The sequence below is a fragment of the Acinetobacter sp. D009 genome (assembly GCF_038562025.1).
Lineage (GTDB): Bacteria > Pseudomonadota > Gammaproteobacteria > Pseudomonadales > Moraxellaceae > Acinetobacter > Acinetobacter pittii.
The window spans coordinates 1,407,271-1,419,695 of the sequence record NZ_CP151886.1; the positions used below are offsets into that span (position 1 = coordinate 1,407,271).

Consider the following 12,425-nt stretch of genomic DNA (forward strand, 5'->3'; position numbering starts at 1 on the left):
CAATAAAGATGCTTATAAATTCTCAAATGCGCATCTTGCATCAGTCTGGCATAGCCTTATGCGGACTAAAAACAAATGATATCTCTTCATCTCTCCTTATTTCCAATTTGGCAAATCAAGCCAAGGGGTATAGAGGAGAATAGCCATGTTAGAACTTATCCTTGTTTTATTTATTGCTATTTTTTTAGCATGGTGCCTCAGCAAATATCTATCCAAAGTGATGACAAATCAGCCGATGGTTGGCGATGGATTATTTCGTTGGATTGAAAATCCTGTATATCGCTTGTTAGGCATATCTCCACAACAACAAATGAACTGGAAACAATATTCTTTAGCATTTGTTGTTAGCTGTGTTTTTCTAGCTATAGCCGTTTTTGCTATTTTTATGACGCAAGCATGGCTACCATTAAACCCAAATCATGCACCAAATATGAGTTGGGATTTAGCATTACACACGGTTATTTCATTTTTAACAAACACCAACCAACAGCATTATTCTGGTCAAGCTCAATTATCTTATTTGTCGCAAATGACAGGTATTGTAGGTTTGCAAGTCATCACACCAATGATGGGACTAGCTTTAGTTGTTGCGACTTTAAGAGCTTTCTTTTATCAACGTCCTAGTCATATTGCAGCGGATGTTGCTGAACAGCCAGATCAAATTTTAATTGGTAACTATTGGGCAGATGTGATCCGCCCTACAGTACGTTTCTTGCTTCCTCTCTGTTTTGTCTGGTCTTTATTGCTTAACAGCCAAGGTGTACCAGCAACTTTCCAAGGCGGGCCAGAAGTACAGCTGATTGATAAAGCCAATACAGTTCAAACCCAAAAAATTCCATTAGGTCCAGTTGCCCCAATGGTCGCTATTAAGCAATTGGGGAGTAATGGTGGCGGCTGGTATGGTCCAAATAGTTCTGTACCTTTAGAAAACCCAACGCCGTTATCTAACTTTTTGGAAATGCTCGCGATTTTGCTTATTCCAATCACAGTAATTTTTATGGTCGGGCATTTTACTCAGCGTAAAAAGTTTGCTTACTTTGTGTTTGGTAGCATGCTTTTCATGTCGATTATTTCAGGTGCAGCAGCTGTCTGGTCTGAAAGCATGTCATCGACAGCATCTCAACTTGCCGTAATGGAAGGTAAAGAACAACGTTTTGGACCAGCCGCATCAGCAGTTTGGGCAGCGCTTACTACACAGGTGAATAACGGTTCGGTCAATATGATGCATGATTCTTCTGCGCCGCTTACTGGTTTAGTCGAACTCATCAATATGTTGATTAATGCGATTTGGGGTGGTGTGGGCTGTGGTCTGCAACAGTTTATGATTTATCTATTACTTGCCGTATTTATTGCAGGTTTAATGACAGGCCGTACCCCTGAATTGTTTGGGCGCAAGATTGAAGCAGCAGAAATTAAATTGCTCGCGATTATTATCTTGATTCAACCTTTAGTCATTCTTGCATTCACCGCATTAAGCCTCAGCGTTCCAGGCATATCTGGAATTAGTAATCCGGGACCACATGGTATTAGCCAAGTGTTCTACGAATATGTCTCTGCATTTGCCAACAATGGTTCAGGTTTTGAAGGTCTTGGAGACAACACTGTATGGTGGAATGTCACTTGTAGTATCGCTCTACTGTTAGGACGTTTTCCGACCTTAATTTTGCCATTAATGATTGCAACACGTTTAGCAGCAAAAAGAAAAGCACCCGAAACAGCAGGTAGTCTTCAAGTTGAAACTCCAACGTTTGCTTTAACGCTGATTACGATTGTTGTGTTGCTTACCTTATTACAATTTATGCCAGTTCTTGTCCTTGGGCCAATTGCCGATCAACTTTTGTTGGTTAAAGGCTAAGGAGGCGAGTGAAAATGAATACACAAACTCATGTAAATAGCCATAAACAAACCATGGCAGTGCCAAATTTTGAAGTTTGGAAAAATGCATTTGTGAAACTGCTACCGCAGCATGCAATTAAAAACCCTGTGATGGCAATTGTATGGCTTGGAACAGTGGTTACAGGCATTAGTACAATCTTAGGTTACACCACGCTGTTATTTGGTTTAGTGGTTACAGCAATTCTGTTTATTACCATTTTATTTGCTAACTATGCCGAAGCAGTTGCAGAGGCTAGAGGCCGTGGACAGGCATCTTCATTACGTGCAGCAAGAGAAAATTTAACGGCTCGAAGACTCAACTCTTTGACAGACCGTCAAGCGACTCAAGTTGCAGCGACTGAACTTCATTTAAATGATTTCATTGAAGTTCATGCAGGTGAGCTTGTTCCAGCCGACGGTGAGATTGTAGAAGGCTTTGCCACTATTAATGAATCGGCTGTTACAGGTGAGTCTGCACCTGTGCTACGTGAAGCTGGAACAGACCGTTCAGGTGTTATTGGCGGAACCAAAGTTCTTACAGATCGTATTGTTGTGCAAGTGACTGCTGAATCTGGTCAAAGTTTCTTGGACCGTATGATTGCTTTGGTTGAAGGTTCAAATCGTCAAAAAACACCGAATGAGATTGCACTTGGCTTTTTGTTAATGGTGATGACACTCACGTTTTTAATTGTGGTGATTAGCTTGCCGTTTATTGCCAATTATTTGCATGTTGAACTCGATCCGGTGGTGCTTGTGGCGCTATTGGTCTGCTTAATTCCAACAACTATTGGGGGCTTATTGCCTGCAATTGGGATTGCAGGGATGAACCGTGCACTTAAAGCCAATGTTTTGGCGAAATCAGGTAAAGCTGTTGAAGTTGCTGGTGATATCGATGTGCTTTTACTCGATAAAACAGGAACCATTACTTATGGTGATCGTCAAGCGACCTCTTTTTATCCTTTAACTTCGGTAACTGAGTCTGAGTTACGAGTGGCTGCTTGGGTAAGTTCGCTTGCAGACCCAACACCAGAAGGGAAATCAATTGTTAAATTAGCAAAAGAACAAGGGCTAAAACAGCAAGAACCTGAGCAGGCTGAATTTATCTCTTTTAGTGTATCAACCCGAATTTCTGGTGTGAATTTCCCTAATGGTGATCAAATTCGTAAAGGTGCGTTAGATGCCATTTTGAAATTTGTCGATGAAGATTATTCTCAAGATTTAGAGTTAAAAGCACGTGTTGAACAAGTCGCTAAAAAAGGTGCAACACCATTGGTTGTGGCAAATCAACATCATGTGTTGGGTGTGATTGAACTTTCAGATGTGATTAAACACGGCATTAAAGAACGTTTTGCTCGTTTAAGAGAAATGGGCATCAAAACCGTTATGGTTACAGGTGATAACCCATTAACTGCGGCCGCGATTGCTGCTGAAGCTGGTGTAGATGACTATATTGCCGAAGCAAAACCTGAAGACAAACTGGCTTGTATTCGCACTGAACAACAACAAGGTCGTTTAGTTGCGATGGTCGGTGATGGAACCAACGATGCACCTGCATTAGCTCAGGCAGATATTGGCTTAGCCATGAATTCTGGTACGCAAGCTGCGAAAGAAGCAGGCAATATGGTCGATTTAGACTCAGACCCGACCAAACTACTTGCGGTGGTTGAAATTGGTAAACAGCAGTTGATTACTCGTGGTGCTTTAACAACGTTTTCCTTAGCAAACGACGTCTCTAAATACTTTGCCATCTTGCCTGCATTATTCGCTGCTGCGATTCCACAAATGCAAGTATTGAATGTAATGCACTTAGCAAGTCCAAACAGTGCGATTTTATCTGCATTAATTTTTAACGCGATTATTATCCCGCTATTAATTCCAATTGCATTACGTGGCGTCAAATTTAAACCTTCAACTGCAACTCAGTTACTACGTCGAAATATGTTGATTTATGGCGTGGGTGGTGTGGTTCTACCATTCATTGCCATTAAAGCGATTGATGTTGTGATTGTTCAATTATTTGGTTTGTAATTTGGAGTTTGAAATGAAAACTTATGCACAAAATTCAGAAGCAAATTTGGGTCAGACCTTAAGAGCATCTTTCGGACTTCTAATTTTTACTCTTGTCGGTTGCGGTGCTGTTTACAGTGCTATCGCTACAGGCGCGGGACAAGTGTTATTTAACAATCAAGCAAATGGTAGTTTGATTGAAATAAACCATAAAGTTCTAGGATCAAAATTAGTCGCTCAGCCATTTGTTGGAGAGGCTTATTTTCATCCACGTCCTTCAGCAGTTGCTTATGACCCAATGTCTATGGGGGCCACAAACTTAGCCCTTACCAATCCAGAGCTTCAAAAACAAATTGATGCTCAGATTCTTGACGTGAAAAAACAAGACCATACGGGCAATACAGTTATTCCAAGTGATTTAGTGACTAAATCAGGTAGTGGTATCGATCCACATATTAGCCCTGAATCTGCTCAGTTACAGGTTACCAGAGTGGCTCAAGCGCGTCATTTAGATCCTAAAGTTGTAGAAGAGTTATTACAAAAGCATATTGAACCTGTGCAGTTTGGTGTACTAGGGCAAGCTCGTGTTAATGTATTAGAGTTAAATATCGCTTTAGATCAATTACAATCTACACATTAACTTGAAAATAAAATTGTTAGTTTACCGGATGATATCAAGTGCAAAGCAATCGCGAAAATCAGGCTGAAGCCTTATTAAATCATGTCAACAGATATCAAGCTGGTCGACTAACAGTCTTTCTCGGTGCGGCACCTGGTGTCGGAAAAACCTATGCCATGCTTGCCCGCGCTAAAGAGTTATATCAACAGGGCACAGATGTTGTTGTTGGTATTGTTGAAACCCACGGAAGAATAGAAACTCTAAAAATTTTGGAAGGGTTGCCTCAAATTGCTAGAAAGGAAATGCAATATCAGGGGCATACTTTAGAAGAAATGGACTTGGATGCTATTTTACTCAGGCATCCAGAAATTGTTTTGGTTGATGAGTTGGCTCATCGTAATATACCCAATAGTCGCCATGAACGACGGTGGCAAGATGTCAATGAATTGCTAGACGCTGGTATTGATGTATTTACGACCATTAATATTCAGCATTTAGAAAGCTTAAACGATGTGGTACATCAGATTACGGGCATTCGAGTAAATGAAACTGTGCCAGATCGTGTATTTGATCGTATTCGAGATATTCGTTTAATTGATTTACCTGTTAGTGAACTCATTGAAAGGCTCCATCAAGGGAAAGTCTATGTGCCAGAGCAAGCGAATCTGGCATTACAAGGCTTTTTTAGCATTTCAAATTTAACGGCATTGCGTGAACTGGCAATGCAATGCGTTGCTGAGCATGTTGATTTAGATTTAAAACAGAGTTACACCTCTAAGGGTTTAAAGTCTATCTCGCTGCAAAATGAACTGATGATTGCGATAGATGGACAAGGCTCATCTGAATATTTAGTACGGGCAGGTTGTCGTTTAGCTGAACGCTATGGGGCAACATGGACTGTAGTGAATGTTGCTAAAAGTTTAGACTTTGGACAGAGTTCGGTAAATTCATATAAAAAAGAATATATTGAGATTGATCGGGCGTTTGAGCTGGCTCGACAACTCGGTGGTCGAACAGAAATCTTATATGGCCATCGAGTTGCGTCAGTATTAATGGATGCCGCGGTTGACCGAGGTATTTCCAATCTGGTCATTGGCAAAAGTATTTCACCGTGGTGGTTAAAGTTATTTAAGAAAAATTTGGCTCAGCAATTATTAAATCAAGAAAACTCGATTGCTTTAACGATTTTGCATCCAGAACAAGGCACTAAAAAAACAACTCAACTTGAAAAGCCATCATTTTTATCATTAAAAGAAAGTGTTTTTGTTTTAGCGGTTACATGTGTAAGTATTTTTATAGCTCACTTTGCCGAAGTTCTATTAGGTATTGAAGACTTTTCTGTCATTTTTATTATTTCAGTTTTAATTGTAGCAACGAAAACGAGAATGCTCGCTGCAGTAGTGGCAGCTCTTATTTGTTTCTTGGCTTATAACTTTTTCTTTATTGCGCCACGTTTTACGTTTCAAATTTCAGCACACCAAGGGGTGGTTACCGTTGTTGCTTTTTTTGCAGCAGCTTTAATTGCCGGGCGTTTGGCTTCTCAGTTACGCCAGCAAGTTTTATCTTTAAAAGCTGCCAATGCCTACACTACGGTAATGCAAGACTTGGCACGTAAGCTTTCTAGTGCAGTAAATCTTGAAGAAGTCATGCAAACAGGACGTATGACTTTAGAAACACAACTTCAAACTAAAGTGTGGATTTCTATTCGAGATAAGGTAATTTCATCTGATATTGAGCTAAATGATAAAGAAAAAGTAGCCGCAGAATGGTGTTTGAAACACAAGCAGCCATGTGGGCGTTTTACCGATACTCTGAGTCAGTCAAACTGGTGGTTTTTACCTCTTTTAGAACAAAAAAATAGCCTAGGTGTTGTGGGAATTTACTTTAAGGATGAAGTGGTTTCCTTAAATTTTGAGCAAAAAAAATTGACTGAAAGTGTAATTGAGTACATTGCACAGGCAGTACTTCGAACCCAATTGGTGAATGAGCTTGAACAAGCAAAAGTCACCAGTGAAACAGAGCGCTTACGTTCTGCTTTATTATCTTCGGTATCGCATGATTTACGTTCGCCACTTGCTTCTATCATTGGCGCAGCAGACACGCTTGCTAATTTTAAAGCTGATATGTCAGAACAAGACCAACAAGATCTGCTTGAAACAATTCATTTAGAAGGTGAGCGTTTAGACCGTTATATTCAAAACTTACTTGATATGACACGCTTAGGTCACGAAGGTCTAACTTTAAAAAGAGACTGGATTGGGGTAGATGAGTTAATTGGTTCGGCAACCCGCCGTTTAAAGCGTTATAAACCAGATACGCAAGTATTAGTGCAGTTACCTGAGCAGCCAATTAGTTTGTATGTTCACCCAGCACTGGTAGAGCAAGCTATTTTTAATGTTTTAGAAAATGCTGCAAACTTTTCACCTCCAGATGAGCCAGTTATGATTCGTACTCATCTTGTGTCAGAAGATGATGTGAAAATAGAAATTGAAGATAAAGGTGCTGGAATCCCCGAAGACCAAAGACACCGCATTTTCGATATGTTTTATACTATGGAGCGTGGAGACCGTGGAAAATTCGGTACAGGTTTAGGGCTAACAATTGTAAAAGCGATTATTGGTGCTCATATGGGTACAATAGAAGCATTTTCAGGGCGCCAAAATAAAGGTACTTTAATTCAAATCAGATTACCCATTCACCCAGTAAAAGAATAAGTTGTAAATTCATGATAAGTTCCGAAACCTCGCCTGTAGAAACACGTATTGTGATTATTGATGATGAGCCTCAAATTCGTAAATTTCTAGACATTGCTTTAAGAACTCAAAAATACAAAACCACGCTCTGCGAAACGGGTTACAAAGGCCTAGAGGCTTTGGCAACCCAAGGGGCTGATTTGGTTATTTTAGACTTAGGCTTACCCGATTTAGATGGAAAAGAAGTGCTTCAAGAATTACGTAGCTGGTCGAACGTTCCCGTTATTGTGTTATCTGTACGTGCTGATGAATATGAAAAAGTTGCCTTGCTAGACGCAGGCGCAAATGACTACATGACCAAGCCTTTTAGTGTGCAAGAGCTTTTGGCGCGCATACGTGTCATTCTAAGAAATCAACCGATTCAGCAAGAAGCACATATTTATGACGATGGTTATCTTAAAGTCGATGTCATGCAACGTTTAGTTTGGATCGAGCAACAACCAATTACTTTAACTCGAAAAGAGTTTCAACTTTTGACACTATTAATGCGCTATCAAGGGCAGCTTTTAACACAGCCTCAGCTCTTAAAAGAGCTATGGGGACCCACCCATCAGGAAGATACGCACTATTTACGTATTTTAGTGGGCAAGTTACGCAGTAAACTGGGGGATAACGCGATTCAGCCACGTTATATTGCTACTGAACCAGGTGTTGGGTTACGTTTTTTAGCTAAACAGAAAAATCATTAATTAGATATAAAAAAAACCTTAGGGTATTTCTCCCTAAGGGTTTGCAAAGTGGTTTATAGTTTTTTTGCTCTTTTTATTTATATATCCCAATGTTGTTCTGCTTCAGTCATTTGACTGTAAATATTTTGATATTCAGCCTGTTTAACCGTGTACCAATGTTCTACAAAGTCTGCCCCTAAATACCCTTTTAAAATAAGACTTCCTTTAAATATTTTTAAGGCTTCCGGCTGATTGTTGGCTAATAAAATGTGCTCATCTTGAAATTTTAAAAGATGTGCAGGTTTTGGTAGCGGTAACTTATGAGATAAGCCATAAGACGCGCCCGCTAAAATAGTCGCTGTAACGAGATAGGGGTTACAGTCAGCTCCAGCAACACGATATTCTAAGCGTTGATTTTGTACATCTGAGCATGGAATTCGGATTGCAACATTACGATTATTGGTATCCCAATTGGCTTCTAATGGCACGTGATGACCAATTTTAAAACGTCTATAAGAATTAATATTAGGCGCTAAAATCGCCATAGATGCAGGCATTAACTCAATGAGTCCGCTAATCGCGCTCAATAATTTGGCTGAAAGTTTATCTTTTTCTACTTCTGAACTAAATATATTTTCATGGTATTGATTAAGCATGCTCATATGAAAATGCATACCACTACCAGCCTTTGACAAGTTCGGTTTCGCCATGAAACAGGCAGTTAGGTCATGCTTTCTTGCAATTTGTTTTACAATTCTTTTTAAGGCATTAATTTGATCGCAGAGCTTTAAAATATCATGGCTGTGTTGAAGATTTAATTCGTATTGTCCAGGGGATGATTCCGCAACAATAGCGGTAATTTCAATAGATTGAAGTAGGGCTGCTTTCTCAACTTCATCTAGGACTTGCTGATAATTATTCGGTGCATCTATATCAAAACATTGGTTTTCTGAACATGTCTCGGATTGATGCTGAGGTGAGAAAAGGTAAAACTCTAGTTCGGCAGCCATGACAGGAAAATAATTATTAGTATGTAACTGATTTAATAATTTTTTTAATATATTACGTGGTTCATAGCGACAGTCTGAACCATCTTCTTCTTGCATTGATAGGTAAAGCTGAGCATTTAATTCTGGGGATAAGGCACTTGGTTGCAAGCTGCCTAAAATGGGCAGGCAAAGTCTATCTGGTTCACCAATATATTTTCCCAAGCCTGTTTCTTCAATTACTTTTCCATCCAGACTCATGGCATAAACAGAAAGTGGAAAATAACATCCATGAGAGAGATTTTTGAGGCTTTTAACGTCAATTCGTTTACCACGAATATGCCCGTTTAAGTCGTGTAGACAAATATCAATGTGCTGAGTGTGTGGATATAAATTTAAATATTCATCAACTTCTTTTAAAAAAAGATCTGATTGGAAAGTATCAGATTGTGTCGGAGGAATAAAATTATCTGATATTTTAAATGCCTTAAAGTGAGGATCTTTTAAGTTTAAATTTGGGTAAATAAGCGTACTCATTATAAAAAACCTTGGTGGTTATTTAGCTAAAATCCTAACGTAGCCTTTGACTTTAATCTCGTAAAAAAAGAGTAAAATGATGAAAGATTTTTTTATGGGTTTTATTGTTTTTATTTGTTAATAATCAATGTATTGAATCTAATTCTTATTATCAATTTTTAAAGTAAAATTAGCGTATAAGAGCAGTCAGCGCATTATAAAATTCTACTGATTTCTCTTTTTAAAATTAAACAAAGCTAAAAATTTAAGCTTCTCATTTGGTGAGATGGTCAAACTGCTTTAAACTTAAATGCTTATCCAGTTAAACATTTATTTATAAATCTTGAATTGAGCAAGGCTTATATAGCACATGTACTGGAATTTTATTTTTTGCGTTTTTAAATTTTATTTTTGAGTTTTCTTAATATGAAAAATATCGGTTTAGCCATTTTAGCAATCAGCCTTTCAGGTTGTGCTGCAATGAGCGTAGAAGAATGTAAGACTGCGAATTGGTCATTAGTGGGTGAGAAAGATGGTTCAAAGGGGTCTTCGCCACGTTTAGATCAATATTATAAAGCGTGTGGAAAAGCCAATATTGTTCCAGATCAAAAGTCATATGAACGTGGGTATAAAGAGGGCTTAGGGTATTATTGCCAGCCATCAAATATTTTTTATAACGCTTTAGAGGGTAACGGCAATATTAATGTATGCCCAATCGAGCAGCGTAATCGTTTAAGACCTTATTATCGAGCTGCCTCAGATTACTACAATGCAAAAAATGAATATGACCGTTATGATGAAAAGTTTAAGCAATATTCTGATAGTGCTTATAACGAAAAATTAAAGCCAGAAGAGCGTGAGCGTTATCGTAAGCTTTTAAGAGAATTACAAATTGATCGTGATCGTATTAACAGAAACTATTGGAATTCAATTCGAGATATCGAACGTTTCAAATATGATCACGGCTTAAAATAATATTTAAAACAGGATTGATCCGAATGAGATCAATCCTTTGGTTTTTAAAGATAATAACTCGTTTTTGTCATTAACTTTGAAATAGCAGTCATCGTAATTTTTACTGCATGCGGTAATTCAACACCGCCTGCTTCAAGTGCAGTATGACGGTGATGCAATTCATCTTCATTCATTTGCTCTAAAATTTTACGAGAACGTTCATCTTGAGCGGGTAACTGGTTTAAATGATCTTGCAAATGCAGACTAACCTGACGCTCAGTTTCAGCAACAAAACCTAAGCTATATTTATCACCTGCAATACCGGCAAGGGCACCCATGCCATATGACAACCCGTACCAGATTGGGTTTAACAAACTTGTATGACTGTTTAATTCTTTTAAACGATCTTCACACCAAGCTAAATGATCTTGTTCTTCAATCGCTGCTTGTTGCATTTCTTGGCGTACATTTGGCAATTTCGCCGTTAATGCTTGCCCATGGTAAAGTGCTTGAGCACAGACTTCACCACTGTGGTTAACACGCATTAAACCTGCGACATGGCGAGCATCTTCTACACCAAGTTTTGTTTCTACTGTTTCAGCTGGATTTTGACGCTGTGCTGCTGTTGCACCCGGAACAAGACTACGCAATGCCTGATCAAATGAGTTAATAAGTTGATCAATTCCAGTATAGTGGCGCATAAATTAGTCCTCTAAAGAAAGGTGGGCTGTGGCAAGCATTGGTTTTAGTCTAGCGAGAAGCCAGATACTAAAGATTGCACTAAGTACAGCTGTAATAATAAATAGTATTTTAATATCAATTTTTAAAACACTTAAGATTAAGATTGAAAAAATTGCAGAAGAAACCATGAATACAGCATTTAAAATGTTATTCGCTGCAACAACACGTGCACGATGTGAACGTGGTGAATAAGCCTGCATCATGGCATATAGGGGAACAATATAAAAACCGCCACTAATACCCAATAAAGTCACAGCAATCATGACATGGTAGTAAACCCAGCCTTGGGTAAAAACATCTTTTAAGGTAAGTAATGCCCCAGTTCTTTCTGGTACAAAAGCTAAACTGGCAGCAAGGTAGAGCGCAAAAACAGTAAGGCCAATTGCACCAATCGGCACCATTTTAATATTAATTTCTGAACCACCAATTTTACGGCAAAGAAGAGAACCCACACCAATACCGACTGAAAAGAAAGTCAGTAACAGGCTAACGACATTTTCTGATGCATGAAGGTTTTGCTGGGTAAGCTGCGGAATTTGAGTTAAATAAGTCGCCCCATAAAACCAGTACCATGAGTTGCCTAGCAAAATTGTGAATACTAGCGGTAAGCTTTTGGCATATTTAATGGTCTGGAAACTTGTACGGATAAAATTCCAGTCAATCTTTAAGTCAGGTGCAGCAACTTTTTGCGGCAAAATGAAGCGACTAAATAAATAGCCTATGCAAGCAATAGCCACTACGGTGATACTAATCCACAATAAATTACCATCTGACGAGGCAATTACAGCACCACCTAAGATCATTCCGAATAAGATCGCCATGGATGTACCGGATTGAAATAGCGCATTACCCGACATTAACTCGTTCGGTTTTAAGATTTCAGGCAAAATTGCGTATTTAATCGGGCCGAAGAACGTCGAATGTGTACCCATCAAAAATAAAGCAAAAAGAAGTAGCCATAAGTTTCCTAACAGGAAACCTGCAGTACCGATGAGCATAATGATGATTTCTAAAATTTTAATACCACGGACGAGTTGAGATCGTTCGTATTTGTCGGCGATTTGTCCAGCTGTGGCTGAAAAAAAGAAATATGGCAGAATAAACAAGAGGGCTGCCAAATTATTAAGAGTACTTACGGGAGCAGATTGTTGCTGAATCCATCCATAAGTAATCACCAATAATAAAGCTTGCTTAAAAACGTTATCATTTAATGCGCCAAAAAACTGGGTAAAAAACATCGGTACAAACCGACGTGAGGTCATCAGGTGCTCATCTTGTTTCATCATGTGCAAACTTCATTGTGTTT

9 protein-coding genes are annotated in these 12,425 nt (G+C 38.8%); 6 read left to right on the forward strand and 3 right to left on the reverse strand.

Going from position 1 to position 12,425, the window contains the following annotated elements:
* The first annotated feature begins 145 nt into the window (after positions 1-145).
* Genes kdpA through AAC388_RS06590 form a run of 5 tightly spaced genes read left to right on the forward strand, consistent with a single transcriptional unit; the run spans position 146 to position 7,943 of the window.
* Entirely contained in the window at positions 146-1,855 is a 1,710-nt protein-coding gene (gene kdpA / locus AAC388_RS06570; protein WP_342371356.1) for a potassium-transporting ATPase subunit KdpA, read from the forward strand.
* Positions 1,856-1,863: 8 nt separating this feature from the next.
* Entirely contained in the window at positions 1,864-3,903 is a 2,040-nt protein-coding gene (kdpB, locus tag AAC388_RS06575; RefSeq protein WP_342371357.1) for a potassium-transporting ATPase subunit KdpB, read from the forward strand.
* A 13-nt stretch (positions 3,904-3,916) separates the two neighbouring features.
* Complete coding sequence (gene kdpC / locus AAC388_RS06580) at positions 3,917-4,522, forward strand: potassium-transporting ATPase subunit KdpC (RefSeq protein ID WP_342371358.1); 606 nt, start codon at positions 3,917-3,919, stop codon at positions 4,520-4,522.
* 38 nt (positions 4,523-4,560) lie between these two features.
* A complete protein-coding gene (locus AAC388_RS06585; protein WP_342371359.1) occupies positions 4,561-7,215 on the forward strand; it encodes a sensor histidine kinase KdpD in 2,655 nt (884 codons plus the stop codon).
* An 11-nt stretch (positions 7,216-7,226) separates the two neighbouring features.
* A complete protein-coding gene (locus AAC388_RS06590) occupies positions 7,227-7,943 on the forward strand; it encodes a response regulator transcription factor (RefSeq protein WP_063099154.1) in 717 nt (238 codons plus the stop codon).
* Positions 7,944-8,020: 77 nt separating this feature from the next.
* Here the strand turns inward: AAC388_RS06590 and AAC388_RS06595 are convergent, their stop codons facing one another.
* Positions 8,021-9,445, reverse strand: a complete 1,425-nt coding sequence (locus AAC388_RS06595; RefSeq protein WP_342371360.1) for a glutamine synthetase family protein — start codon at positions 9,443-9,445, stop codon at positions 8,021-8,023.
* Positions 9,446-9,850: 405 nt separating this feature from the next.
* On the opposite strand from AAC388_RS06595, the gene AAC388_RS06600 reads away from it, so the two are divergent.
* The gene (locus AAC388_RS06600; RefSeq protein ID WP_005073618.1) at positions 9,851-10,399 is read left to right on the forward strand and encodes a DUF2799 domain-containing protein; all 549 of its coding nucleotides are present in this window, start codon (positions 9,851-9,853) and stop codon (positions 10,397-10,399) included.
* Positions 10,400-10,443: 44 nt separating this feature from the next.
* Here the strand turns inward: AAC388_RS06600 and coq7 are convergent, their stop codons facing one another.
* Together coq7 and AAC388_RS06610 are read right to left on the reverse strand one after the other, a co-directional pair.
* On the reverse strand, positions 10,444-11,079 hold the full coding sequence (gene coq7, locus AAC388_RS06605) for a 2-polyprenyl-3-methyl-6-methoxy-1,4-benzoquinone monooxygenase (protein WP_005073619.1): 636 nt from the start codon (positions 11,077-11,079) through the stop codon (positions 10,444-10,446).
* Positions 11,080-11,082: 3 nt separating this feature from the next.
* A complete protein-coding gene (locus AAC388_RS06610; protein ID WP_014207111.1) occupies positions 11,083-12,405 on the reverse strand; it encodes an MFS transporter in 1,323 nt (440 codons plus the stop codon).
* Positions 12,406-12,425: the final 20 nt, after the last annotated feature.

Coding starts and splice junctions, on each gene's coding strand:
- kdpA (WP_342371356.1), top strand. CDS start 146: ATGTTAGAACTTATCCTTGTTTTATTTATTGCTATTTTTTTAGCATGG.
- kdpC (WP_342371358.1), top strand. CDS start 3,917: ATGAAAACTTATGCACAAAATTCAGAAGCAAATTTGGGTCAGACCTTA.
- AAC388_RS06590 (WP_063099154.1), top strand. CDS start 7,227: ATGATAAGTTCCGAAACCTCGCCTGTAGAAACACGTATTGTGATTATT.
- AAC388_RS06595 (WP_342371360.1), bottom strand. CDS start 9,445: ATGAGTACGCTTATTTACCCAAATTTAAACTTAAAAGATCCTCACTTT.
- AAC388_RS06600 (WP_005073618.1), top strand. CDS start 9,851: ATGAAAAATATCGGTTTAGCCATTTTAGCAATCAGCCTTTCAGGTTGT.
- coq7 (WP_005073619.1), bottom strand. CDS start 11,079: ATGCGCCACTATACTGGAATTGATCAACTTATTAACTCATTTGATCAG.
- AAC388_RS06610 (WP_014207111.1), bottom strand. CDS start 12,405: ATGATGAAACAAGATGAGCACCTGATGACCTCACGTCGGTTTGTACCG.